At 68.0% G+C, this 25,621-nt stretch carries 22 protein-coding genes; 11 read left to right on the plus strand and 11 right to left on the minus strand.

Going from position 1 to position 25,621, the window contains the following annotated elements; genetic code table 11:
- The first annotated feature begins 284 nt into the window (after window positions 1-284).
- Window positions 285-1,010 carry a VIT1/CCC1 transporter family protein gene (locus NM1_RS14290; RefSeq protein ID WP_068019587.1) on the plus strand — a complete coding sequence of 242 codons (726 nt, stop codon included), beginning with the start codon at window positions 285-287 and terminating at the stop codon, window positions 1,008-1,010.
- 263 nt (window positions 1,011-1,273) lie between these two features.
- Here NM1_RS14290 and NM1_RS42220 read toward each other — a convergent pair whose 3' ends face one another.
- Window positions 1,274-1,435 (minus strand): hypothetical protein, encoded by a 162-nt coding sequence (locus NM1_RS42220; protein ID WP_157123912.1) that lies wholly within the window; start codon window positions 1,433-1,435, stop codon window positions 1,274-1,276.
- 337 nt (window positions 1,436-1,772) lie between these two features.
- A complete protein-coding gene (locus NM1_RS14295) occupies window positions 1,773-2,768 on the minus strand; it encodes an acyl-ACP desaturase (protein WP_068019588.1) in 996 nt (331 codons plus the stop codon).
- Between the two features lie 344 nt (window positions 2,769-3,112).
- On the opposite strand from NM1_RS14295, the gene NM1_RS14300 reads away from it, so the two are divergent.
- The 5 genes from NM1_RS14300 (at window position 3,113) to NM1_RS14320 (ending at window position 9,153) form a co-directional block, all read left to right on the plus strand.
- Complete coding sequence (locus NM1_RS14300) at window positions 3,113-4,354, plus strand: KasA/KasB family beta-ketoacyl-ACP synthase (protein ID WP_068019592.1); 1,242 nt, start codon at window positions 3,113-3,115, stop codon at window positions 4,352-4,354.
- A gap of 104 nt (window positions 4,355-4,458) precedes the next feature.
- On the plus strand, window positions 4,459-6,327 hold the full coding sequence (gene fadD32 / locus NM1_RS14305) for a long-chain-fatty-acid--AMP ligase FadD32 (protein ID WP_068019594.1): 1,869 nt from the start codon (window positions 4,459-4,461) through the stop codon (window positions 6,325-6,327).
- A gap of 113 nt (window positions 6,328-6,440) precedes the next feature.
- On the plus strand, window positions 6,441-6,722 hold the full coding sequence (locus NM1_RS14310; protein WP_147289069.1) for a hypothetical protein: 282 nt from the start codon (window positions 6,441-6,443) through the stop codon (window positions 6,720-6,722).
- 166 nt (window positions 6,723-6,888) lie between these two features.
- Entirely contained in the window at window positions 6,889-7,926 is a 1,038-nt protein-coding gene (locus tag NM1_RS14315) for a hypothetical protein (RefSeq protein WP_147289070.1), read from the plus strand.
- 285 nt (window positions 7,927-8,211) lie between these two features.
- On the plus strand, window positions 8,212-9,153 hold the full coding sequence (locus NM1_RS14320) for an AraC family transcriptional regulator (RefSeq protein ID WP_068019600.1): 942 nt from the start codon (window positions 8,212-8,214) through the stop codon (window positions 9,151-9,153).
- A 10-nt stretch (window positions 9,154-9,163) separates the two neighbouring features.
- Here the strand turns inward: NM1_RS14320 and NM1_RS14325 are convergent, their stop codons facing one another.
- The 3 genes from NM1_RS14325 to NM1_RS14335 form a co-directional block, all read right to left on the minus strand.
- The gene (locus NM1_RS14325; RefSeq protein ID WP_068019604.1) at window positions 9,164-9,910 is read right to left on the minus strand and encodes an SDR family NAD(P)-dependent oxidoreductase; all 747 of its coding nucleotides are present in this window, start codon (window positions 9,908-9,910) and stop codon (window positions 9,164-9,166) included.
- 4 nt (window positions 9,911-9,914) lie between these two features.
- The gene (locus tag NM1_RS14330; RefSeq protein ID WP_068019605.1) at window positions 9,915-11,081 is read right to left on the minus strand and encodes a thiolase family protein; all 1,167 of its coding nucleotides are present in this window, start codon (window positions 11,079-11,081) and stop codon (window positions 9,915-9,917) included.
- A 93-nt stretch (window positions 11,082-11,174) separates the two neighbouring features.
- On the minus strand, window positions 11,175-11,684 hold the full coding sequence (locus NM1_RS14335) for a hypothetical protein (protein WP_068019610.1): 510 nt from the start codon (window positions 11,682-11,684) through the stop codon (window positions 11,175-11,177).
- A gap of 235 nt (window positions 11,685-11,919) precedes the next feature.
- Here NM1_RS14335 and NM1_RS14340 point away from each other — a divergent pair, with 235 nt between their 5' ends.
- The gene (locus tag NM1_RS14340; protein WP_068019611.1) at window positions 11,920-13,419 is read left to right on the plus strand and encodes a hypothetical protein; all 1,500 of its coding nucleotides are present in this window, start codon (window positions 11,920-11,922) and stop codon (window positions 13,417-13,419) included.
- A 5-nt stretch (window positions 13,420-13,424) separates the two neighbouring features.
- Here NM1_RS14340 and NM1_RS14345 read toward each other — a convergent pair whose 3' ends face one another.
- The gene (locus tag NM1_RS14345; RefSeq protein WP_068019613.1) at window positions 13,425-15,467 is read right to left on the minus strand and encodes a CocE/NonD family hydrolase; all 2,043 of its coding nucleotides are present in this window, start codon (window positions 15,465-15,467) and stop codon (window positions 13,425-13,427) included.
- A 159-nt stretch (window positions 15,468-15,626) separates the two neighbouring features.
- Between NM1_RS14345 and NM1_RS14350 the strand changes: the two genes are divergently transcribed.
- Window positions 15,627-16,466: a DUF72 domain-containing protein gene (locus tag NM1_RS14350; RefSeq protein ID WP_068019615.1), complete on the plus strand. Its 840-nt coding sequence runs from the start codon at window positions 15,627-15,629 to the stop codon at window positions 16,464-16,466.
- Window positions 16,467-16,630: 164 nt separating this feature from the next.
- Window positions 16,631-19,201, plus strand: coding sequence for an MFS transporter (locus NM1_RS14355; protein WP_068019792.1), 2,571 nt, complete (start codon window positions 16,631-16,633; stop codon window positions 19,199-19,201).
- A gap of 14 nt (window positions 19,202-19,215) precedes the next feature.
- Here NM1_RS14355 and lipB read toward each other — a convergent pair whose 3' ends face one another.
- Window positions 19,216-19,851, minus strand: a complete 636-nt coding sequence (lipB, locus tag NM1_RS14360; RefSeq protein WP_068019616.1) for a lipoyl(octanoyl) transferase LipB — start codon at window positions 19,849-19,851, stop codon at window positions 19,216-19,218.
- Window positions 19,852-19,922: 71 nt separating this feature from the next.
- Window positions 19,923-20,270, minus strand: a complete 348-nt coding sequence (locus tag NM1_RS14365) for a DoxX family protein (protein ID WP_068019619.1) — start codon at window positions 20,268-20,270, stop codon at window positions 19,923-19,925.
- A 168-nt stretch (window positions 20,271-20,438) separates the two neighbouring features.
- On the opposite strand from NM1_RS14365, the gene NM1_RS14370 reads away from it, so the two are divergent.
- Window positions 20,439-20,951 carry a mycothiol transferase gene (locus NM1_RS14370; protein ID WP_068019621.1) on the plus strand — a complete coding sequence of 171 codons (513 nt, stop codon included), beginning with the start codon at window positions 20,439-20,441 and terminating at the stop codon, window positions 20,949-20,951.
- Here NM1_RS14370 and NM1_RS14375 read toward each other — a convergent pair.
- The 3 genes from NM1_RS14375 to NM1_RS14385 form a co-directional block, all read right to left on the minus strand.
- A complete protein-coding gene (locus NM1_RS14375; RefSeq protein ID WP_068019624.1) occupies window positions 20,932-22,059 on the minus strand; it encodes a DUF475 domain-containing protein in 1,128 nt (375 codons plus the stop codon). The genes NM1_RS14370 and NM1_RS14375 overlap by 20 nt on opposite strands.
- Window positions 22,060-22,272: 213 nt before the next feature.
- Window positions 22,273-22,884, minus strand: coding sequence for an aggregation-promoting factor C-terminal-like domain-containing protein (locus tag NM1_RS43960; RefSeq protein ID WP_084519612.1), 612 nt, complete (start codon window positions 22,882-22,884; stop codon window positions 22,273-22,275).
- Between the two features lie 116 nt (window positions 22,885-23,000).
- Window positions 23,001-24,584 carry a DUF885 domain-containing protein gene (locus tag NM1_RS14385; protein ID WP_218022166.1) on the minus strand — a complete coding sequence of 528 codons (1,584 nt, stop codon included), beginning with the start codon at window positions 24,582-24,584 and terminating at the stop codon, window positions 23,001-23,003.
- Here NM1_RS14385 and NM1_RS14390 point away from each other — a divergent pair.
- Window positions 24,531-25,601, plus strand: a complete 1,071-nt coding sequence (locus NM1_RS14390) for an SAM-dependent methyltransferase (protein WP_255286191.1) — start codon at window positions 24,531-24,533, stop codon at window positions 25,599-25,601. The two genes, NM1_RS14385 and NM1_RS14390, sit on opposite strands and share 54 nt — an antisense overlap.
- Window positions 25,602-25,621 lie beyond the last annotated feature (20 nt).

The following is a 25,621-nucleotide window of genomic DNA, read 5'->3' on the forward strand; positions in this document are numbered from 1 at the left end:
TTGTAGCGGGTGCGGGAACAAGCCAGGGGTGCGGGAAGTCTTGGTGCTCGCTTGGTTACGGGTCTCGGACTGGCGGTGGGCGTACCGGCATGTGGTGATGCGACCGGAGCTTGGTTCGTCGGAATGGAGTGGGCGGCGGCATATCTCGGCCCCCGCTGTGGGATACGCCACAGCTCGAGTGCTGTGGACTGAGGTATGGAAACCCTTGGTGTGCAATGCATTACCTCACTTCGGGCAGCCTTGCATTGCTGGTCGCGCGGGTGAGAAATCGCTAGCGTGGCTATGTGCAGAGTGATGTGGGCAGTGTTGCGCTGGAGGAACACCCGGAGCCGCACGGGGCCGGGTTGGCTTCGCGGTTGAATTGGTTGCGGGCCGGGGTGCTGGGGGCCAATGACGGGATTGTGTCGGTGGCGGGGATCGTGGTCGGGGTGGCCGCGGCGACGACGAGTTCCGCGGCGATTCTGACTGCCGGTGTGGCGGGGCTGGCGGCGGGCGCGGTGTCTATGGCGCTGGGGGAGTACGTGTCGGTGAGTACGCAGCGGGACAGCGAGCGGGCGGTGCTGGCTGTGGAGCGGCGGGAGTTGGCCGAGATGCCGGAGGAGGAGTTGGCCGAGCTGGCGGCGATCTATGAGGCGAAGGGGTTGTCGGAGGAGACGGCGTGGAAGGTCGCGGTGGAGCTGACCGAAAAGGACGCCTTCACCGCGCATGCCGAGGCCGAATTGGGGATCGACCCGGCGGAGCTGACCAATCCGTGGCATGCGGCGTTCTCGTCGGCGCTGTCGTTCACGCTGGGGGCGATGCTGCCGCTGCTGGCGATCTTGACGCCGCCGAGCGTCCGCGTGCCGGTGACCGTGGCGGCCGTGCTGGTGGCACTGGCGATTACGGGCGCGGTGGGCGCGAAACTCGGGGATGCACCGGCCACGCGGGCGACGCTTCGGGTGCTGCTGGGCGGGGCGCTTGCTATGGCTACCACTTACGCGATCGGGCATCTGGTGGGGATCGCCGTGTAGGCGGGCGGGGCGTTGCGGGGGAATAGATCCCGGCCGTGAGCATGCCGGGATGGCGGGGGTGGGCCAGATCGGCACAGGATCCTGAGACCCCGGACAGAGACTCCTGAGAAAAGGATCCGGCCCGAACGCTTATGCGCCGGGCCGGTAGTAGATCAGGAGAGCGGGTATGTCAGCCCGCCACCGACCCGGATCCCGGTGGCCCGTAGCCTGTCCGGGAACCGAGTCTGCTCAGCGACGAGATGCGGGTGCCGACCGGGGTGAGTTCAGTGGCTTTCGAGCTGGATGCGCTCGAGGGCCTCTCGAACCTTCAGCTGGCGCTGGGGATCGGCGACGCGGAACTCGAAGTGCACAGTGTCCTTGGGTGCGCCGATCAGAGCCACGGAATCACCGGCCGTGGGATGAGTAGCGCGGGGTAAAGCAGTCATACGACAAGTGTGCACCGAACGGCTATTTCCTGGCAATGTGTTCTGCGGCGCTATTTGCGGCTGAGACCGTTTCGAAATGCTAGGAGGGGCAGTGGCTTACGCCGGTGCGCCGGTCCAACTGGCCCGGACAGCCGCGCGCGCCAGCTAACTCGAGCGTGTAATTCACCCTCGCGCTACCGCTTCGGAAGTGCGCCCAGGAGCAGGAAAAACGGGCCTCGAGCGGCGGAAATTCCAGGGGCACGGTCGATCCGGACGAGGGTTCAGCGAACGCCGGGAGGGGGCGCTGCGGATCAAGAGCGGAGGAGGTGAGTCCGGTTGTGAGCGCACACGTTTACGCTCACCCCTTGGCTCCCACCAACTCCCGCTTCTTCGCTTCCCGCGCCAGTGCCCGGTCGCGCTGCTCCTCGAACCGCACGCAGTCCCCCTGCAGCTTCTCCAGGAACTCCCCGAGCTCGTTGCGGATTCGGTCGCCCCGGGCGGTGAAGTCGTTGCGTTCGAACACATTCCACTTCCGCAACACGGGCATCAACACTTCCTCCAGGTGCTGGCGCAGATCGTAGATGCCGTGCTTGGCCATCAGCACGCCGTTGCGCCGCCAGTCGGGCATTCCGGCGCCGGGCATCTGGAAGTGCCGCACGATGCCGCTGATCGCCTCGAGCGCCTGATCCGGGACCAGGTCCAGGGCGGCGCCGCACAGGTTGCGGTAGAAGATCATGTGCAGGTTCTCGTCCAGCGCGATCCGCTGCAGCATGCGGTCGGCCACGGGATCGTTACAGACGCGGCCGGTATTGCGGTGTGAAACGCGGGTGGCCAACTCCTGGAAGGTCACATAGGCGACCGAGTGCAGCAATCCGGTGTCCGCCAGGTGTTCGGCGGTGCCGCCCGCCTCACGGACCAGTTTCATCGCGTTGTAGCCGTTGGTCATGTGCACCATCCGGGCGTTCTCCAGCGCCACCGGGTCCACGCTGCGGGTCACGACGAGATAGTCGCGGATGACGATTCCGTGCCGGTTCTCCTCCGCGGTCCAGCGGCCCACCCAGGTGCCCCAGGCGCCGTCCTGCGAGAAGTTCTCGGAGATTTCGCGGTGGTACGAGGGCAGGTTGTCCTCGGTGAGCAGATTGGTGATCATCGCCGCCCGTGCGACCTCGTTCAGCTGCGACTGGCCGGGCTCCCAATCCAGCCCGCCCATCGCCGCGAAATTCCGCCCGTCGTCCCACGGCACATAGTCGTGCGGATGCCAGGTCTTGGCCATCGAGAGGTGCCGATCGACGTTCTGCTCGGCGACCGGCTCGAGCTCGAGCAGCAGTTCGAGCTGGGTCAGGTTCCTGGCCACGATGATGCCCTTCCTTCGAAGTGGATCGGCGGGTGAGACGCTGCGGAGAGAAACCGGTACAGTTCAGTAGCGACCGGATTGCTGCGTGTCACGCGGCCCTTCCGGTCGGCTTCGCCTCGATAATCTAGACCCGCCTCGGCCGGGCACTCGAGGCAGGAGGGCGCGTCGCATTAAAGAGGATCGAACTCCTGCTGAAGAGATGTATGGTGGCTCGGCCGGCGGGGCGGAACCGGTTGGTGTACCGGCCGTTCCGCGCCGTGCTGTCATTTCCGCTTGTATTCGCCACAGCGTTGCTCCACCGCCGTGCCCCCGACCGCAGTGTTGTCACCGAAAGTGAGCCGAGAATGACGAGTTCCAGTCGCAGGTATCCCGACGTCGTCGTCACCAGCCTGGCCGCCACCACCTCGATCGCCGGCGATGTCGATTCGACCTGGAAGGGACTACTCAACGGGGAGAGCGGTATCGACGTCCTCGAGGACGAATTCATCGACCAGTTCGAGCTGCCGGTGCGCATCGGCGGGCACCTGAAGGTCAAGCCGGGCGAGAACCTCGCCCGCGACGAGACGCGTCGGCTGTCCTACGTCGAGCAGATGGCGCTGGTGCTGGGCCGCGAGGCGTGGCGCAATGCCGGGAGCCCGGAGGTCGACCGGGAGCGGCTCGGCGTGTCGATCGGTACGGGCCTCGGTGGCGCGGAAATCCTCATCGACTTCACCAAGAAGATGAACAACGCCGGCTACCGCCGGGTGTCGCCGCTGGCCATGCAGATGATCATGCCGAACGGGGCCGCCGCGGTCGTCGGCGTGGAACTCGGTGCGCAAGCCGGTGTTTCGACGCCGGTTTCGGCGTGTTCGTCCGGATCGGAGGCGATCGCGAACGCCTGGAAGATGATCGTGATGGGCGATGCCGACATGGTCGTGACCGGCGGTGTGGAGGGATCCATTCAGGCCGTGCCGATCGCCGCGTTCACCATGATGCGCGCGATGAGCACCCGCAACGACGATCCCAAGCGCGCCTCCCGCCCGTTCGACGTCGACCGCGACGGGTTCGTCTTCGGCGAGGCGGGCGCGATGATGGTGATCGAGACCGAGGAACACGCCAAGGCCCGCGGCGCCACCATCCACGCCCGGCTGATGGGCGCCGGTGTCACCTCCGACGCGTTCCACCTCGTGGCGCCCGATCTGGAGGGCAAGGGCGCGGCGCGGGCCATGGCGCGCGCGATAGAGACCGGGGGTTTGTCGAAAAGCGATGTGACACATGTGAATGCGCACGCGACCGCCACGCCGATCGGCGACACCGCCGAGGCGAAGGCGATCAACGCGGCGGTGGGCAATCACGCGTCCGTCTATGCCCCGAAATCCGCGCTGGGGCACTCGATCGGCGCGGTCGGTGCGCTGGAGTCGGTGCTCACGGTGCTGTCCATCCGCGACAGTGTCGTGCCGCCGACGCTCAACCTGGAAAAGCTCGACCCCGAGGTCGACCTCGACGTCGTCAGCGGTCAGGCCCGCTCGGGCCGTATCGACTACGCGGTGAAGAACTCCTTCGGCTTCGGCGGGCACAACGTGTCGCTGGCTTTCGGACGATACTGAGCTACCGTGGCCGAGGCGCCTGCTAACCTTCGTGCTTCGGTGTCGATCTCTGTGTGTTCGGTGTCATGGCACGGCCTCTGGTTCGTGCGTGAAAAGGATAGGGAATGATCGGCGAGACCTTCGATGACTATCTGGACGAGCAAGGCAACATCAAGATCCTGGGTGATGCGACCCTGATCGATTTCGTCGACAAGCACAGCGCGGCGAACGGGGACGAGCTCGCCTACCGCTATATCGACTACTCGCGCGAGCGCGACGGTGAGTATCACGAACTCACCTGGCGCCAGTTCGGTGTTCGGTTGCGTGCGGTGGCGGCGCGGTTGCAACAGGTGACCCGTCCGCACGATCGGGTGGCGATCCTGGCACCCCAGGGCCTGGACTATGTGGTCGGCATGTTCGCCGCCGTGTACGCGGGCAATATCGCTGTGCCGCTGTTCGATCCGGACGAACCGGGGCACACCGACCGCCTGCACGCGGTGCTCGGGGACTGTCAGCCCACGGCGATTCTCACGGCGAGTTCGGCGGCGGCCGGTGTGCGGGAGTTCTTCCGCGCGCTCCCGGCGGCGCAGCGGCCCCGTGTGATCGCCGTCGACGCGATCCCCGACAGTGTCGGCGCGGGCTGGAAAGAGCCCGACATCAATATCGATAGCGTGGCCTATCTGCAGTACACGTCCGGGTCCACCCGGACGCCGGCGGGCGTGGAGATCACCCACCGCGCCGTCGGCACCAACCTGCTGCAGATGATCGACGCGCTCGGTATCGAGTGGGACACGCGCGGGGTGACGTGGCTGCCGCTGTTCCACGACATGGGGCTGCTGTGCGTGATCCTGCCCGCGATCGGCGGCAAGTTCATCACCATCATGTCGCCGAGCGCGTTCGTGCGCCGGCCGTATCGGTGGATCAAGGAGCTTGCCGCGCACTCCGACGGTGCCGGAACCTATGCCGCCGCACCGAATTTCGCGTTCGAGCACGCGGCGGTGCGGGGTCGGCCGAAGGCGGGGGAGACCCTCGACCTGTCGAACGTGATCGGGCTGATCAACGGCAGCGAGCCGGTGTCGGTCACGTCGATGCAGAAGTTCAACGACGCGTTCACGCCGTACGGACTGCCGAAAACCGCGATCAAGCCCTGCTACGGGATGGCGGAGGCGACGCTGTTCGTCTCGGCCACCCGGCGCGACGACGAGGCGAAGGTGGTCTACGTCGACCGCGGCGAACTCAATGCCGGGCGCATGGTCGAGGTGGACGAGAACGCCGAAGACGCGGTGGCCCAGGTGTCGTGCGGCTATGTGGCGCGCTCGCAGTGGGCGGTGATCGTGGATCCGGAGACCGGCGCCGAGCGCCCCGACGGCGAAGTCGGCGAGATCTGGCTGCACGGGGAGAACATGGGCATCGGGTACTGGGGGCGCGCGGAGGAGACCGAGGCGACCTTCCAGAACCGGCTCACCGCCCGCCAGGCCGCCAGCCATGCGGAAGGCACTGCGCCGGAGGCGAAGTGGATGCGCACCGGTGATTTCGGGGTCTACTACGACGACGAGCTGTACATCACCGGGCGGGTGAAGGACCTGGTGATCGTCGACGGCCGCAACCACTACCCGCAGGATCTGGAGATGTCGGCGCAGGAGTCGTCGACCGCCCTGCGTCCCGGATTCGTCGCGGCGTTCTCGGTGGGCGCCAACGAAATACCGGAGCGGGCCGACGAAGGCGCTTCCGGCTCAGAGCATTTGGTGATCGTGGCCGAAAGGGGCAGCGGCGCGGCGAAGATCGAGCCCGAGCCGATCGCCGAGACCGTCCGCGCGGCCATCGCCAAGCGGCACGGCGTGACGGTGCGGGATCTGCTGCTGGTGCCCGCCGGATCGATTCCGCGCACATCCAGCGGGAAGATCGCCCGCCGGGCCTGCAAGGCGGCATATCTGGAGGGGACGCTGCGCGGCGGGCGGCGGCAGCAGGCATTCCCGGACGCGGTAGAGGAATAGGAGGCGACTGAGCAGACTGGACGGTCTGCCCAGCAAATGGTGTCCGGGCACCGGATTGTCCTGTGTATGTCCGGCGTGGCGGCGGTCGTGGTGGGCTACCGTGGAGCTACATCGTGGATCGTCTGGTGCACGCGAAGGGCCTTGCCATGGAGCGCACGATCGTCGAAATCATTGCGGTGACCGCACATTCGGTGCCGGTCGGCCCGCTGTCGGTGGAACTCGCACACCGGGTTATGCAGGTACACGCCGGATGTGCCACCGACTGCTGCCCGAACAAGAAGGCGGCCTACGACATTCTGGTAACCGCCGGGCATATCGTCCCCGACAGTTCCCGGAGCCGGGCGTACGGGATCGGTATGCTGCGGCGTCCGGCCCGCCGCCGAGCCACGAGATAGTTTGCCGTACTTCGAGAGTCGGCCGCGCTGCGCAGTCCGATTCTCGAGTTCCGGGCTCGCTGCGCCGTGGCCTGGGCCCCTACGCCCCGGGAGTGAGTCTCGATCTTCCCCTTGCTGGGTGGCGCGCGGTGGACGGCCGGATGGCGCGTGGGTAGCGTGCGTCCGCGTGACCCCGGGGACTATGCAATTTCTGGACGCTCTGACCGAATTCGAACGCGCCGTGCAGGACGAGGACATCTCGGCCATGGAGGAGGCGCACGCCGGCTTGTCCAGCGCCTACGGCGATGCGACCCGTGACGAACTGGCGCAGGGCGGCCCGCGGCTCGCCGACCTCCTCGACGACGTGCCGCTCGGTGGCCGGTCGAATATCGCCGTCCTGATCGGCGCGTGTGTGGAGCAGGGGGCGGACGCCGTCGCGTGCGGCTTCGCCGTCGTCCGCAATGTCGCCGAAAACCTCAGCAACGCAAAGATATTCGCCGAAACCTGGCGGGAGACCCTGGCCGAGGCGCTGGGCGACGAACTGCCCGACCCCGACGGCGAGGTCATCCGGGAACTGTTCGAGGTCTTCGGGCCGGAGATCACGCTGTCGTGGTGGGAGCTCGACAACTGGATGCGGGCAGGAGTGGCGGTGCTGCAGCATCCGCAGGTTCGCGGAGCCCTCAACCAGGAGCAGCGCGACTACCTGATCGAGCAGCTCGACGCCCTCCACGAGACTGCCGACAGGTGGGACAAATGCCTCGCCTACCTGCTGGTGGTCCTGGACGACGAACCGCTCGTCGTCCTGCACCGCGAATCGGCGACCGGCTACCGGGTGCGCACGACGGGTATCGGTGACAACTTCCAGCTCGACACCCTGCTCGGCAACGCACTCATCGGCGCCGGTCACATCCCCGGCGACCCGCCCTCGGCCGAGGCGGTGGCCGCGTGCCTGGATACGGAGGGGATGGTCCCGTCCGAGGGGATCTTCCTGTTCCATGCGCTGGACGGGAGCCGGGTCTGGTACGAGGGCAACCCGTCCGACATCCCCGTGGTCGACGGGCACCGCGTGCTGGTCCTCGACCCGCGGCCGTTCCCGCACCACTTCCCGGCCGGCCGGTTCTCCCCGCGCATGCCCGCCTCCCTCGATGTCGAGGACGTGCTGAGCGAGCAGGAGGTCGCGGCCTGGTTCGAGCGGGCGAAGCCGCTGGAGGCGGCCGTCGAGTAGCGAGCGAAACGGCAAGCTCTGATTGATGTTTCGACTTTAGATCGGGGTGCGAGGACCTCCCCTCCTGATGACCCTCGCATCCCCGTCGTCATCGATGCGGACCGCCCGCGACGATGAAGGTTCCGCCAGCTCCTGGTGGTGTCTCGCAGACTATGTCGCGCCGCCGCCGGGTCTCGACCGTTTTCTTGCCCATTCCCGGTCATTTTCCGCCCGCCGCCCGCTGCGAGTAATCTCGTGGCCGGTTTCATGGCTGTGCGGCCCGGGTGTGTGAAAGGGGGCGTCGGTGTGACCGATGCGGAATACCGGAACGAGACGTTCTCGACCGATGATGACGACCCGACCGCGTCGTGGGACGACTACCTCATGCGCAGGCAGGGGTCGGTCGGGTTGTCTTTCCGCGCCGAACAATTCCACTCGGGCGCGTTCGCTCAGAACGTCGGCCAGTTCCAGATCGTCGAATTCGAGTCCGCCGCACTCGATTACCGGCGCTCGCTCCGCAATGTGCGGGCCGACGGTGAACACAGCTATCGGGTCCTGGTCCCCTTGCAGGGGCGTTTCAAGTTCGAACAGGGTGATTACCGGGAGATATTTCAACCCGGAAGGATCGGCTTCTTTCATTGGGACCGACCGCTGTTCATGACGCACGACGAGACCATCAGGGCGCTGATCATGACCGTCCCCGAGCGAGCGATCGATCACGCCCGCGCCGCGGCTGCCCCGCTCGCACTGGACGAAAAGCGGCCCCTGGTGCGCGCGCTGGAGGCCCAGGTTCGACTACTCGTCGAGGCCGAGGGCTGGACGGCAGCAGATTTCAGCGTCGCATTCTCCAGTGCGCTCACGCTGCTCGACGGGGCGCTCAATCCGACCCCGGCCATCACATCAGGCAGGCGGGCATTGGACGCCGAACGCGCACGACTTCTCATCGAGGAGCACGCGCACGACCCCGGCGTGACGCCGGAAGCCATCGCCGCGATGTTGGGCATCGGCGGGCGGACACTCTACAAAGTGCTGCGGGGTGCCGGGTATCCCGCGCCCGGCGCGATGCTGCGCACGGTCCGCATCGAACGAGCGCATCGGCGCTTGTCCACAACGCTGCCCGTCGACATGGACAGAATTGCCTTCGAGGAAGGGTTCCCCAGCACGCGCAGATTCCGGGAAGCCTACCGGGAACACTACGGGCAGACCCCGGCACAAACGCGCGAAAAGCTGTTCGGCGCCAGCGCCTAGGGATGCGGGCTCAGGCGCGCCAGAGCTGATCCCCGGCGCGGGAGACCACGATGTTGGGCACCACCGCCCGGGCCGACAGGCGCGAAATGGCAAGCACCAGTTCGGCTATGTCGGCGGTCGGCAGCATCGCCGACGGGTCGAGTTCGCCGTGTTTCCAGGCGCTCATATCGGTGTCGACGTAACCGGGGGACAGGGCGGTGGCGCTGACGCCGCGGGCCGATTCCTCGAGCGAGACGGTCTCGCACAGCGAGATCAGCGCCGCCTTGGTGGCGCCGTAGGCCGAGAGGCCCGGTTCGCCCGCTACGCCCGTAATCGAGGAGATCGCAACGATTTTCGCGCCGCGCTGCGGATCGGCGGCGGCGCTGGCGCGCAGCAGCGGCAGCGCCGCCTGGATGAGGGTGAGCGGGGCGCGGAAGTTGACGTCGAGCATGCGCTCGCGGGCCTTGGGCGTCATGTCCGCGACGGGGCTCGCGGTGCCGGTGCCGGCGCTGAGCACCAGCAGATCCATTCCGCCGCACCGATCGGCGTGCGCGTCGACCAGCGCGGTGACCTGACCGGGGTCGGCCATGTTAGCCGCCACCGGATGGACCTCCGCGCCGGTCTCCGCCCGCAGCCGCTGCGCGGTCTGCTCGAGGGTCTCGGCGGTGCGGGCGGCGATGGTCACCGCGTATCCCTCACCGGCGAGTCGCCGCGCGATCTCCGCGCCGATCCCGCGCGAGCCGCCGGTGACCAGGGCGCTGCGTTTGCTGTCGCTCATGCGCTCAGAGCCGCTCGATGACGGTGGCGTTGGCCAGCCCGCCCGCCTCGCACATGGTCATCAGGCCGTAGCGACCGCCCGACTGCTCGAGGTGGTTGACCAGCGTGGCGAGGATGCGGGTGCCGGAGGCGCCCAGCGGATGGCCCAGGGCGATGGCGCCGCCGCGCGGGTTCAGCCTGGCCGGGTCGGCGCCGAGTTCGTGCGCCCACACCAGCGGCACCGGTGCGAAGGCCTCGTTCACCTCGTAGGCATCGATGTCGTCGATCGACAATCCACCGCGCGCCAACACCTTCCGAGTCGCGGGGATGACGGCGGTGAGCATCAGCAGCGGATCGTCACCGGTCACCGCGAACGAATGGAACCGTGCCCGCGGCCGCAGCCCGAGCAGGTTCGCCTTCTCCTCGCTCATGATCAACGCCGCGGAGGCGCCGTCGGTCAGCGGCGACGAATTGCCCGGGGTGATGGACCATTCGATCTCCGGGAAGCGGGCCTCGAACTCGGCGTCGGCGAAGGCGGGCCGCAGCCCGGCCAGCTTCTCGACGGTGGTGGACGATCGGATGGTCTCGTCGGCGGTCAATTCTCCCGCTGCCACAAGCTCTTTCGCGAAACCGCCCGCCGCCGCGGTCTCGGCGGCCAGCCGATGCGAGCGAGCAGCGAACTCGTCCAACGTGTTTCGATCCAGCTTCCAGCGCGCCGAGATGACCTCGGCCGCAATGCCCTGCTGGACAAGGCCATCGGGGTACCGGTGCGCGATCGGGCCCCGATTGGCGTCCGCGCCTTGGGCATTGGAGAACATCGGCACCCGGCTCATCGACTCCACGCCGCAGGCGATCGCGATGTCGTAGGCACCGGCGATCACGCCCTGGGCGGCGAAATGCGCTGCCTGCTGGCTGGATCCGCACTGCCGGTCGACGGTGGTCGCGGGCACCGACTCCGGGAATCCGGCGGCCAGCACCGCGGTGCGGCCGATGTTGAACGCCTGCTCCCCGCTCTGGGTGACGCAGCCGGTGACCACGTCGTCGACCAGCGCCGGGTCCAGATCGTTGCGCGACACCAGCTCGGCCAGCACCCCGGCCAGCAGCGTTGCCGGATGCACCTGCGACAGGCCGCCACCGGCCTTGCCCTTGCCGGACGGGGTCCGGACCACGTCGACGACGACTGCCGAGGTCATAGCCACTCCGATCAGATCAGTAATACGAGATACCCGATTAAGTTAACACGGATTCTCGCTCGATCGAAGGGCCGGGGCCACGACCACCTGCGATCACCTCGGCGGAGATGGGCTGAAATTCGCACCGAACCCGTACAGGATCGGGAGCACGACCGCACCGATCGGGCTGAACAGGCCCAGCTCCTCCGGCAGCGCGCCCAGCGAGTAGACCCAGATGACGTACGCCCCGAGCCCGAACCCGATGGGGAGCCAGCGATTCCGGTACAGCGCGGCCGGATACTGCTTCAGGAGTAGGGGAATCGTGCCCACCCCGAATGCGGTGAAGATCACCAGCAGCCATATCGTGCGTGCGGGTGTGTGTGCCTCGGTCATGCCGGTGATAGCCGCCGAGGCCGCCAGATAGGGCCCGCTGGTCTCCATCGGGAAGTACTTGAGCAGGCGCTCGCGATAGGAGTCGCCGCGCTGCGCCGGGGGCGAACCGGACGTCCGAGCGTACGGTTGCACCGCCCGGGCCCACTGCCGCTGCTCCACCCCGGGCGACGAGGCCGGTGCCTCGGTGCCTTCGGCATACCGGTTCGTGACGATTCTCGAAACCAGTGACATGTTCCCCCACACAATCTTTCGTCTTCCGAGACTACTTATATATCGACTACATGGCCGCCGGTGAAACTTCGCGAGACGCCCTGGGTTTCCGGGGCACGGTCGGAGGCGGCCCTTCTGTCCTGCGCTGTCCGCACGGTCGGCGCATATCGGACGACGATATGTGGCAGACTCGGCACGGCACGATGCGGCCGATCCACGACCGTGTGTGGAAGGTGACGCGGGAGTTGGGAATGCGATGGAGTTGACCACCATCGAGCAGCAGGTGGCCGACGACAGACGGACCGCCACTGCGGAGCGATCGGCCGAGGCCGAGCTGCGGCTGGCGGCCTCGCTGTGCGAGCTGTCCAGGGCTTTTCTGGCCACCAAGGAGCAGGGTGACGGGCGCGACCGCGCGCCCGCGGCGCTGGAGCCCGCGCAGGAGGCCGTGCTGATCCGGCTGCGCTGGCTGACCCAGGGGCACGTCAGCGCCCAGTTCGCCGGGCAGGTGCAGGAGGCGCTGCGGCTGTTCGAGCAGGCGGCCCGCACGATCGGGCACCGCGAACTCGCCACCTCCACCATTCGCCAGGCCTGCGACGCGTATCACCGGGTGGCGCAGCGCTATCCGATGGCGGCCGGGGTCTGCGCCGACGGGCTGTCCAAGTGCGGGGTGTGGCTGTGCCGGCTCGACCCGGAGTCGGCGGTCGCCGCGAGTTCGGAGGCGGTGCGCATCCGCGCCGGGCTGTTCGCCACCGAGCCCGACCAGGCCGGTCGCTATCTCGCCAGTCTGAACATGCTGCTGCGCACGCTGATGATAGGCCGCCCGCGCAAGCAGGCGCTGGCCATGTACCGCGAGCGCTACTCCGCTTGGACCACGCAGGCGATGACCACCCGCCTGCGCGAGACCCGCGTCGACGACGTCGACTTCACCAGCAAGACCCGCGCCGCGCTGACGAAACTGGAATGTCAGACGCTCGAGCGCGCGGGATATCTGACCCAGCAGCAGATCCTCTACCAGACCTCCGGCGACCTGACCACGATCGAGGAGATCAACTGGAAGCTGGGCCTGGTCGGGCTGAAGCCGCTGGCCGCGGGTGCGCTGGCGGACCCGCCGTCCAAGCCCGTGGAGATCGGGAGTGCGTTCGGTGCGCTGAGCGTGCGCTGCGCCGCCCCCGACGCCCTGGCCCAGGTGCGCGCGGCGGTGATCGCGGCCTACGAGGCCGACGGCGCCGTGGCCGTGGACAGCACCGTCTTCCAGGGCGTGCACGAAACCCATTGGCACATGCCCGATCCCGAGCTGAACCTGGCCGAACGGCTCGGTGACGACGTGGTGCTGGTCGAACGGGCCGGTGGCAGCTGGATTTCGGTGATGAGCCGGCACTGGGAGCTCACGCCGGTCGGCAGACACCCACTGGCGCTCGCTCTTTCGCAGCGCTGGCCGGTGATCGCGGTCAATACCACCGAGAACATGTCCTACGAGCTGTGCTGGTATGTCGACGGCGCCGCGACCCAGTACGCCGCGCTCGGCCGTCCCGTCGGACAGCCGCCCCTCGAGACCCCGCTGGCGCCACTGGATTTCGCGACCCTCGCCGACTACGGCGCCGACTACGCCTCCGAGACCCAGGTGCGTTCGGCCTTCGGCAACACCCCGATGTTCGCCAAGCTCACCCACCTGCCCGCCAGCGGTATCCGGCAGGCGGGCCAGGCGCGGCCGCTGGTCGACTACGGCGATCAGGTGCTGTTCTTCCAGCAGGGCTGAGCGGGTCACCAGCCCGGATCACCCCCGAGCGGGATGTTCACGTAGCTCGGTTCGGCGGGGTCCAGCTGCAGGTGCTGCGGTGCCAGGCGGCTGTCGTGCAGTACGGGCCCGAGCGGCAGCGCCTTGGGAAAGTTGCTGGCGTAGACGTCGACGCGCAACCGATGCCCGGGCCGCAGCACCGCGTCGATCGGGATCAGGCCGATCTCCAGCGGCGTCGGCTCGCCGGGCCGGACCGGGCGCCGGGCATCGACCGAGAGCACCGGGAACGGATCGCTGTAGTCGCCGTTGGCCGATCGCGTGCTCTTCTCCTCGTCGAGGGCGCGCAGCGAAGAGGTGAGCTGACCGGTGCTCAGCACGGTCGAACGGCCGTCGGGCGCAACGTCGTTGACGGTCGCGACCCAGAGCCCGTCCGCGGTGTCGTGCACCGTGTTCAGATGCACCGCGATCGGTCCGGATATCTGCGTGGGCCCGGCCACGGGTGGGCCGGTGAAGGTGAGCCCGTCGCGTTCGTGGATGCGGTCGTCCTCGGTGCATCCGACGAAGATCTCGAAGGGGTCGACCAGGCCGCCCTGCCCACCGTCGCGGGAGCAGAGACTCATCAGGCCGGGAGCCACGGTCAGGCGGGTGACATCCGGGGTCGGCTCCGCGGTGAGGCTGCCGTCGTGCACGCTGGTGCTCGTCGTCCCGCTGGGTGCCGCCGACAGGTACAGGCGCCGGTGTTCGGTTCCCGCCCTGGGGAATTGGTCGCTGGTGGTCCATCCGCCGCCCTGCTGCCACAGCGTGAGCGGTCCGTAGCCGTCGATACCGTTGTCGATATCCTTGAGCCAGCGGTCGAACCAGGCGCGCTGGAGTACGTCGACCCGGGGCGGTTCGCCCGCCTTGCCACGCATGTCGAATCCGACCGACAGATGCATGCTGTCGCCGTAGACCAGTTGTTTCTGCCCGGGCGGCAACGGAATCGAGTTGTAGATGCGCGGTCCGGCATTGGCGAAGGCGTCGTGCCAGCCGCCGACCACCATGGTGGGCACCGTGATTCGCTCCGGATGTCCGAACCACGCCTGGCGCAGCGGGCTTTCGGGGTCCAGGAGGGACCGCGCGTGAGTCGCGAGGTCCTGCTGTGTCGGCGCGGTCAGCGCGCTCCACCCCTCGGCGAGCATCGACATCGGGTCGGCGATCCGATCGGACAGCCACTTGGTGTCGAAACGCCCCTGCAGCAGCGACATCACATCCGGCAGCAGCTTGGCCATGTTGACGCCGAACAAATACGGCAGGAGCACCGAGATCGGTGCGCCGCCGGGCGCATAGGCGTCGCGGATCAGATCGTTGCCCGGCACGATCGGGAAGATCGCCTCGAGACCGGGCGGCCGCTGTGCGGCGCCCTGCAGTTGGTTGATGCCGGAGTAGGACACCCCGGTCATGCCGACCCTGCCGTTCGACCACGGCTGACGCGCCGCCCAGTCGATCACCTCGGGAGTGTCCAACTGCTCGCGTGGACCCCATGGCTCCCAAACCCCCTGGGAGAAACCGGTTCCGCGGACGTCGACCACGACTTGCGTGTACCCGGAGCGAATCAGGTTGCGGTCCACGCCCACTCCGCGCCCCGCGCCGCCGCCGACGACCCGGGTGATGTCGGTGATGCCCTCCAGCGGAGTGCCGGTCAGGTCCAGGTCGCGGAAGAAGCGGATCACCGCGTCGGAGAGCACCGGGATGGACTGCACCGAGTCCAGGATCATCGTGCCCAGCTTGGTGTAGGGCGTCAGGTTCAGGACGACCGGTGTGGGGGTGGTGATCGGGCCCCGGGCATCGGCGGGCCGGTAGACATTGGCCTTCAGCACCGTGCCGTCGCTCATCGTGATCGGCACGTCCCAGTCGATGTGCACATCCGGATACTGTTGCGGCCCATCGTGAATCGCGGTCCACCGCGCCGGGTCCGCACCGGATCCGGGTGTGGCCGATGCCGGGGCGGCAGGTAATGCCGCCGCCAGGACGGCGGGCACCACCAGCAGTCGGGTGGCGGCGCGGAACAGCGCGCGTCCGTCGAGAATCATTGCAACCCCTCCGTTTCGGCTCACGGCGGCACCGGCGCCAGACTATACATACAGCCGTGTATGTATGTTCCTTTCGCGAATCTTGGTCCGAGTGCACGGCCGGATCGCGTGATGGTTGGTCGAATGCACTGCGGTAGTGCGTGCGTTAGCGTCGAGCACATGCGGCTTCACGTGGGATGTGCGCAGTGGACGCACACGGCCTGGGCGGACCGGCAGCCGAATCCGCGGGAACGGCTGCGGTCCTATGCGGACTGGTGCAATGCGGTGGAGGGCAACACCACCTTCTACGCCACGCCCGCACCGCACACGGTCCGATCCTGGGCGGCGCAGACCGATCCCGGCTTCCGGTTCGTGGTGAAGCTGCCGAAAACTATTACCCACGAACGCCGGCTGGCGGGCGCCGAGCAGCAGCTGCGCGAATTCCTGTCTGCTATCGAGCCGCTCGGGCCGCGCGCCCATGCGCTGTGGGTGCAGCTGCCGCCCTCGTTCGGGCCGGCGGACCTCGGCGCGCTGGCCGGACTGCTGCGGCAGCTGCCGGACGAGTACCGCTACGCCGTGGAGGTGCGACACCGCGCGTTCTTCGAGGACGACCGGGCCACGGCGCAATTGGAGCACGTGCTGGCCCGTCCGGGCGCCGAGTGGATCCCGTTCGACACCGGCACCCTGTTCGCGGCCCGACCGACCAGTCCGGGCGAACGCGAGGCGTGGACGAAGAAGCCGCGCCTGCCGCGGCGGACCCGCGCCCTCACCGAATACCCGATCGTGCGGTACCACGGGCGCGACGACAGCGCCGCCACCGTCGCGGGCTGGCGGCCCTGGCTGGACATCGTCGCCGACTGGCTGCGCGAGGGCCGCTCGCCGACCGTTTTCATCCATACGCCCGACAACGCCGAATCACTGGTATTGGCTCGTCGGTTCCATGACGAGATCCGCGCGCGGCTACCGGAGGTCGAGCCGCTCCCGGAACCGGTGCCGACCGAGCCGATGACCTTGTTCTGAGAGTCAGTTGTATAGTTGGCCCCGGCAACTAGTTGTGCGTGCTAATCACGTCCGCTGGTGTGGGAGAAGGGGATCCCGGCCGCGTCTCGATCGTTCTGCTCCACCTGCTCGACCGCAGTATCGAAACACTCATTGCTCACTGCGAACCGAATTAGGGCTTGAACATGACGACTTCGACCACCCGGGAACCGGCGGTGCGGCCGGACCCGGCGGCGGGTGCGGGCGCGTCACTGTCGCACCGGCAGATACTCACGATTCTGTCCGGCATGCTCCTGGGCATATTCCTGGCCGCGTTGGATCAGAACATCGTGACCGTGGCGATCGTGCGGATCGCCAACAGTCTGAACGGTTTCGACCAGCAGGCCTGGGCGACGACGGCGTATCTGATCACCGCCACCATCAGCACGCCGCTGTACGGCAAGCTGGCCGACATCTACGGGCGCAAGCCGTTCTACCTCCTCGCGATCGGGCTGTTCGTGATCGGGTCGGCGGCGTGCACCTTCGCCACCTCGATGTATCAGCTGGCCGGGTTCCGCGCCTTCCAGGGGCTGGGAGCCGGTGGCCTGATGTCGTTGGCGTTCACCATCATCGGCGATATCGTGCCGCCGCGGCAGCAGGTGCGCTACCAGGGCTATTTCATGATGGTGTTCGGCATCTCGACGGTGCTCGGCCCGGTGCTCGGCGGATTCTTCTCCGACTACGACCACCTGTGGGGCCTGGAGGGCTGGCGCTGGGTGTTCCTGGTGAACGTGCCGATCGGGGTGGTCGCGCTGCTGGTGGTCGCGAAGGTGCTCAACGTGCCGCACGAGCGGCAGCGCCACCGCATCGACTGGCTGGGCACGATCGCGCTGGCGATCTGCGTGGTGCCGCTGCTGATCGTCGCCGAGCAGGGCCGCGGCTGGGGATGGCAATCGGATCGCGCGCTGCTGTGCTACGGCCTCTGCGGGATCGGGCTGGTGCTGTTCGTCGTCATCGAGTTCCTGATGAAGGACGCGGCGCTGATCCCGCTGCGGCTGTTCAGGAGTTCGACCTTCTCGATCACGATCGTCGGCGGGTTCATCGTGGGCATCGCGATGTTCGGCGCGATCTCGATGGTGCCGCTGTATCTGCAGGTGGTGCGCGAATATTCGCCGACCAAGTCCGGGCTGCTGATGCTGCCGCTGGTACTGGGCATCATGATCGGCTCCTCGATCGCGGGCGCGGTCACCAAGGCCACCGGCCGCTACAAGATCCTGCCGGTGGTGGGCACGTTCGTCATCGCGGGTGGTTCGGCGCTGTTCGCGCAGGTCCAGTTCGACAGCCCGCTGTGGCAGCCGCTGGCCTACAGCGGGGTGATCGGTATCGGCCTCGGCGGGTGCATGCAGACGCTGATCATCGCGGCGCAGGCCGCCGGGCCGCGGTCGGATATGGGGGTGTCCACGGCGTCGGCGACGTTCTTCCGGCAGATGGGCGGCACGCTGGGCGTCACGGTGTTCCTGACGATCCTGTTCAACCTGCTGCCGAACAAGATTCTCGACGCCTTCGGCGGGCAGTTGCCGCCCGGGTTCGATACCGGCGCGATGACCGAACTGCAGAGCAACACGGCCGGTATCGCCGCGCTGCCGCCGGAGCTGAGGGATCCGATCCTGGTCGGCTTCACCGACTCGCTGAGCGGGGTGTTCTACGTCGGAGCCGCGGTCTCGCTGCTGGCCTGCGTGGTGCTGATGTTCATGAAAGAGATTCCGCTGCAGGATCCTTCGGAGGTGGAAGCCGAGCCGCTCGAGGACGGCGCCTGGGATGAGGCGGAGCTGTGGGCGGGGTCCGCGCAGGCGCTGACCGAGCCGGAACCCGTGCTCGCGGCCGGGGGGAGTCACGTCCGGCACGCGCGGCCGGAACCTGTCAGGATGCCCGAAACCGTGGGCGGCGCAGCGTATTCGGCGGCGGCGACCGGCACCGCGGTGCTGCTGTCGGCGGAATACGGTGACGGCGAAGCGCATTCACTGGACGGGCGCATCCACCGTGAGGACGGCCATCCCGTCGCCGATGCCGCCCTGACGCTGATCGATCAACGCGGGCACCAGGTTTCGCGCGCCACCGGCGGCCCCGACGGCGGCTATCGCATCGATGCACCGAACCCCGGGGCCTATGTGCTCATCGTCTCGGCGACCGGTTACCAGCCCTCGGCGGTGAACGTCACGGTCGGGGAATGGCCGCAGGCACTGGATATCTCGCTGCTCGGGACCGGTGAGGTGTCCGGTGTGGTGCGGGTGGGCGGCCGCGGCGAACCCCTGCACGGCGTCACCGTCACGCTGACAGACTCGCACGGGGAGGTCGTCGGGTCGGCGGTCACCGACGCCGAGGGAGCCTACGCCTGTCACGGGGTGGTGCCGGGGACCTACACCCTGGTCGCCGTCTCCGACCACATGCGGCCTGCCGCAACGACTTTGACCGTCCCCGACAGCGGCCTGCTACGTCACGACATCGAACTCGGATCGACGGGCGTGCTGGCCGGTCTGGCGTGGGCCGACGGCCACGCCGTGCCGGACGCGCAGGTCCTGGTGCTCGACGGGCACGGCAACCCGGTTGCCTCCGCCCGCACCGACGCCCACGGCCAGTACGTGGTCACCGACCTGCCGGAGGGGGAGTACACGGTGGTCGCGCGGGGTTATCCACCGGCGACGAGCCGGGTCGTGGTGGACGGCGGGGAGCTGACGCACGATGTTCGGCTGGGTTATGAGGAGCCGACCGAGTTGTAGTGGGTCCGGGTAGATTAGTCGGCTTCGAATGCCTTCGCTACCACTGGACGGACCTGATCCATTGTCGCAGTACCGGTTTCGCGCCGCACCGAGGTCATGTCGACCGAGGGGAGTCCGCAGGCCACCGCCCAGTGCCAGGGCTCGAGGTCGCCGTCGACGTTGAGGGCGAAGCCGTGGCTGGTGATGCCGCGGCTCTGGCGCATGCCGATGGAGACGATCTTGCGCCCGGTCGCGGAAGTCCAGACGCCGGTGAGCAATTCGGAACCGGTCGGGGTGTCGCGGCGTTCGGCGGGGACGCCCAGCGTGGCGAGGGCCTCGACCAGGCGGTGCTCGACCTCACGGATGTAGTCGACCACGCCCTCGCCGGGCTGCAGCCGGACGATCAGATACCCGACGAGCTGGCCGGGACCGTGATAGGTGAGCTGGCCGCCCCGCGTGGTCTCGACGACCGGAATGTGGTGCGCGGGATCGGGCAGATGCTCGAGCGGTGTCCGGCGGCCGATGGTGTACACCTGCGGATGACTCAGCAGCCACAGCGTATCGGGACGCTCGTCGCGGTGCCGCTGCTCGACCATCTCGGCCATGCGCTCCATCGCCTTGTCGTACTCGACGAGCTCGTCCTGCATCAGCGTCAGCGGCCTGGACCTCATGATCCGACAATACCCACGCCCGGCCGGGTGTCGGCCGGGCGTGGGCGGTTGGGTTTCGTCCATGCTGCTCGCTACGCCGCCAGCTGCAGGACCAGCGTGGCGACCACCGGAACCAGGTACGCCAGCGGCCCCGCCACGGTCTTGTAGGAGCGGGCGCGCAGGGCCGTGGCGGTGGCGCCGAGGAAGTAGAGGACCAGGCAGACGGCGGCCGCCACCCCGATGACCGGGAGGACGAATCCGACGACAAGCCCGAGCGCGCCGGCGCCCTTGGCGATCCCGAGCGGGGTCCACCACGACCGGGGCACGCCGTAGTGCTCCAGCGGTTCGACGACGAACTGCTTCCTGGTGAGCAGCGCGTAGGAGGAGAAGGCGACCCACAGGGCGGCCAGGACGGTGACGATGTAGTAGGCGATGGTCATCGGAATGCCTCTTGTCTCAGCGGTTTCGGCGGCCGGTTCGTTCCGGTTCGCTCGACTGACGCCGCAGCGCCCGCGAGTGTGACATCGCCGCGCTCCCGGCGCCCGGAGGGTTGTCGGTGCCCGCGAGTACGGTCGGGCGAAAGGGTTCTGCGGGGAAGGGAGAAGTAGATGGCGACGAGTGCCGATGTGCTGATAGACGCATACGAGCGGATCCGAGAGGTGGTGCACGAGGCGGTCGACGGCCTGGACGATCAGGCGCTGACCCACCGCATCGAGCCCGCGGCGAACTCCATCGCCTGGCTGGTCTGGCACCTGACCCGAGTGCAGGACGACCATATCGCCGACGTGGCCGGGTCCGACCAGGTGTGGACGGCGCAGGGCTGGTACGACCGGTTCGCGCTACCGATCGGCAAGCGTGCCACCGGATACGGCGACAGCCCGTCCGACGTCGCACGCATCCAGGCCCCGGCCGAGTTGCTGACCGGCTACTACGACGCCGTCCACGAGCAGACGCTGCGATACGTGCGCGGGCTCACCGACGCCGACCTGGACCGCGTGGTCGATTCCGCGTGGGATCCGCCGGTCACCCTCGGTGTGCGGCTGGTCAGCGTGATCTCCGACGACCTGCAGCACGCGGGTCAGGCGGCCTACCTGCGCGGTGTCATCGAGCGGACGCGCTAGCGGTCGTCAGGTCGTCGTGCTCCTCCGCGTCGCCGTCGGTGCTGCGGTGGCGCCGGTTGTACACGACGCTGCTGATGAACGCGGCCGCGATGATCGTGACACCGATCATGCCGGTGACGACCTCGTTGAGGTGATGCCCGGTCGAGTACAGCAGCACGACGGCGAGCGCGCCGATGGCCCAGTGCGCGCCGTGCTCGAGGTACCGGTACTCCGACAGGGTGCCCTGGCGGACGAGATACACGGTGATCGAGCGGACGAACATCGACCCGATGAGGCCCAGCCCGAGCGCGATGATGATCGGGTCGGCGGTGATGGCGAAGGCGCCGATCACTCCGTCGAAGGAGAACGACGCGTCCAGAACCTCCAGATAGAGGAAGCCGAAGAATGCCGCGCGTCCGGTGGCGACCACCACCCGCCCCGGCCCGGGGCGCTCCATATCCGCGGCGTGTTCGCCGTCCAGGGCCTCGCTGAGCCCGTTGACGAGGATGTAGGTGACCATGCCGAGCACGCCCGCGACCATCACCACATCGGCCTTGTTGTCCGGCGCGACGATGCCCGCGATCAGGACCAGGGCCACCATCGAGACGACGGTCGGGAACATGGGGAACCGGCCGATGCGCGCCAGCGGCCGCTCCAGCCAGCTCAGCCAGGTGATCTCGCGGCGGGTGCAGACGAAGTCCAGGAACAGCATCAGCAGGAACATGCCGCCGAATGCCGCGATCTTCGGGTTGGCCTCGTTGAGCAGCGTCTCGTAACTGGGGCGGCCGTCGGGGAAGTAGGCCGCGCCGTCGGCCGGGGGATTCAGCGCCAGCTCGAACGCCTTCACCGGATCCAGGTGGGCCCCGATCGCGACGATCACCAGCGGAAATACCAGCCGCATCCCGAAGACGGCGATCAGCACGCCGATGGTGAGGAACATGCGCTGCCAGAACTGGCTCAGCCGCTGCAGCACGCTGGCATTGACCACCGCGTTGTCGAACGACAGGGACACCTCGAGCACACCGAGGATCGCCGCCAGGATCAGTGCCTCCGGTCCGCCGTAAATCAGCGCGACCACCAGCGATACCACCGTGACGATGAACGACAGGGCGAACACACGCACGAACATGCCGATGCCTTTCGCATTAGCCCGACACCCGCGGGGGGTTGAACTCCACGAGTAGCGGCAGTCAGAGTGCCCGCAACCCTGACTCGATTGTTGCAGCCATGTGGAAGAAACGGCAATCGGTGCAGGCTGCGGACGTCCGGGGCAAGCCTACCCGGTGTCTGCGAAGTTGCCGGTGTCACTCATGGGAGTAATACGCGGGCGATTTGCCCGAATTCAGTACCAGCCGTGGGACTGCCAGAACGCCCAGGCGCCGTCCGGGCCGCCGTAGCGCTGGTTCATGTAGTCATAGGTCCAGCGGATCTGGGTGAGCGGATTGCAGCACCAGTCCAGGCCGTGGGTGCCCATCTTGTGCGCGGGCAGGGCCTGGCCCAGGCCGTAAGCGCCGGACTCCTTGTTGACCGCGAAGGTGTTCCAGCCGCTCTCCCGGGTGATGACGTTGTCGAAGGCCGGGAACTGATGCGGCGGGACGATCAGCAGCGCCATCCCCTTCGGTGCCATCCGGAACGCCGTCGGCACCGCGCCCAGGCTCATGGCGACCAGGTCGGGGATCAGTGACGAGGCCACCGGGATCCGCGCGGCGCAGACGAAATCGGTTCCGGTGGCACGGGGTACGCCCGCGCGGACCGGGGTCGGTTTGTTGTTGTCGATGGTCGTGCCCGCGGCGCCGGGGCCCGCGGCGGAAGCGCGCGCACCGGCCTCGCACGGTCCGAGCGCCACCTCGTCGGCGGCGGCGATCGCGGCGCCCACCGTCAGCGCTCCCGCCAGCAGGACGGTGACTCCGGCCGTTGCGACCCAGCGCGCGGTACGCGATCTCGGCTGCGGCATGGAGGGCTCGCTCCCTTCGCGTCGGCGGGTGGATTCCCGGACACCGATGTGAGAGAGAGCAAACCATTAGTTATCGATAGGGTGGGTGAAGCGGACCGGTGTGTCTGTGACTCGATTCACAGGCCGTCCATGCCGAGCAGTGTCCGCAGATGCCGCGGCGCGGGCGAGCCGTGGGCCAGCATGGCGTCGTGCCACCCGCGCACCGAGACCGCGGCGGGCCGGGCGGCGGCGATCGCGGACATCTCGGCGTAGCCGACGAAATAGGTCGACAGCTGAGTGGAGCTCAGCTGGGCCCGCCGCCATTTTCCGGCCGCCTCGCCCTCCTCCTGGAAGCCGCGGCGCAGCATCAGGTCCATGGCCTCGGCCTCGGTCATCCCGTCGCAATGGACGCCCTGGTCGAGGATGGCGTTGATGGTCGCGCGCAGCTGCATCTTCAGCCGCTGCAGGCGCACCGGCAGGCCGCCGAACCCGTGCTCGGACATCAGCTCCTCGGCGTAGACGGCCCACCCCTCGATGAACGTCCCGCTGGCGCAGAGCGCGCGGGTGGCCGTCGAGCCGCGGAACCGGCGCGCGTGGGCGAGCTGCAGGTAGTGGCCCGGCATCGCCTCGTGCACGGTGAGATTGCGCAGCATGTGGTCGTTGTATTCGCGGTAGTACGAGGCCACTCGCTCCGGCGGCCAGTCGGCCGGCGTCGGTGCGATCGCGAAAAAGGTTGGCAGATCCGCGGTTTCGAGCGGGCCTACGGAATCGCAGTAGGCTCCCGCCACGCCCCGGGCGAACTCCGGCATCTCCTGCACGACCAGGGTGTCGTCGACCAGCGTCGCCAGGTCGTGCGCGGAGACGAAGGATTCGGCCTCGGTCAGTGCGGTCTCGGCGAGTCCGACGATGGTGTGGTCGTCCGGATGGTCGGCGGCGAGCGTGTCGAGGGCGGCGCGGACGGTATCGTCGTCCGGATCCGCCACACCGAGCAGTTCGCCTGCGGCGGAGCGGATCTCGTCGCGCAGCCGGTCCAGGTGGCGATGCGCGCGGTCGAGCAGCGCGGCCGCGCCCAGGTCGGTGTCGAGGGTGTGCCACAGCTTCGCCTCCCACACCCGGCGGCCCAGCCGCGGATCTCGGGTGGACCCGTCGAGCCGCGCACGCAGCCACCCGGTGAACTCGGTCAGCGCCGCCACGGCCGCGTCGGCCGAACCGTCCACGCCGGTGCCGGGTACCTGCGCGGCCAGCGCCGGGACCTGGTCGCGGATCAGCGTGGCCACGCCGCCGAACTGCCCGATGGCGGTCTCGACGTGGATGCGCGGGCAGTCTCCCAGCACGCTGCGCGCGGTGGCGAGCGCATCGGGCAGCGCCGCCAGCCGGGCGGCGAGTACCTCCGCTCGTTCGGCGGGCGGGGCGAACGGCCGGGCCAGGAGGTCGTACAGCAGCGGTCCGGGGTTGTGCAGCAACGGATTCCACTCGTGCTCGCGCAGTTCACCGAGTGCGAAGAGGCGGCTGTCGACCTCCTGCAGCAGCAGCGCGTGATCGACCCGATCCTCCGCGGGCAGCTCCAGGTCGTCCACCTCGGCCAGTGCGTGGGAGGCCTCGCGCAGCATCGCCGTCTGCTCCCGCACGGCGTCGCCGGACCAGTCGGGAAGCCGATCGTCGGCCCGGTGGTCGCCGACCGACGCCGCGGCGGCGGGATCCGCCTGCAGTATCGCGTCCACGATCCGTTCCGCCCGCTGCACGAAGCTCTCCGACATGGCGGCCACCGTACCTGCCGTACGATGATCATCGCCCGCCGTGGCGGGCCGCTCGTAACTCGAAATGCGCGGTACCGATCCGAAACCCACGCGAATGCGCCAAACTCGGAGTCGGAAACCGAACCGGACTATGCCAGGGAGTTTGCGATGTCCCAGTCTTCCGCTGCCTACCCGAGCGCGGTGCCGGTAGGGGTGGACACCACCCGAGCCAGCATCGCCCGCGTGTACGACGCCTTCCTCAACGGCAAGGACAATTTCGAGGTCGACCGCGAGGTTCTCGCCCGGGTGCAATCCGTGGCGCCGCAGGCCACCGATTTGGCTTGGGCCAACCGGGATTTCCTCATCCGGGTATGCCGTTTCCTGGCCAAGCAGACGGGTGTCGAGCAGTACCTGGATCTGGGCTCCGGGCTGCCGACCGCGGAGAACACGCACCAGGTGGTGCAGCGCATCCGCCCCGAATCCCGCGTCGTCTATGTCGACAACGATCCGATGGTGCTGGCACATGCGCGCGCATTGCTGGAGGAGAACCCGGATACCAGTATCGTCACCGCCGACATTTTCCAGCCGTTCGAGGTGCTCGAGAACAAGGTGGTGCGCAGCGAGCTGGATTTCGACCGTCCGATAGCGCTTTTCCAGATCGGCACCATCCATCACTATCTCGGTGAGGACGGGGCGGCGATGATGCAGACCTACATCGATGCGCTGCCGTCCGGCTCGTACGTGGCCATCGCGCACTTCCTCGATCCGCAGACGCCCGAGTTCACCGAGCTCGCGCAGAAGATGGAGGATAAGTTCGTGCACAGTCCGATGGGCAGCGGGCGATTCCGCACGTTCGATGAAATCCAGGCGTTCTTCGGCGATTTGGAAATGGTCGAGCCGGGGCTGGTGCTGTGCGACGACTGGTGGCCGGACGGTCCGCGCCTGGAGCCGCTGTCGCCGGTGCGCAACTGCATCGTGGGTGGCGTCGGCCGCAAGCGGTAGGCGGTCGCCGGAAACACCGC

The sequence above is a fragment of the Nocardia mexicana NBRC 108244 genome (assembly GCF_001613165.1).
Classification (GTDB): domain Bacteria; phylum Actinomycetota; class Actinomycetes; order Mycobacteriales; family Mycobacteriaceae; genus Nocardia; species Nocardia mexicana.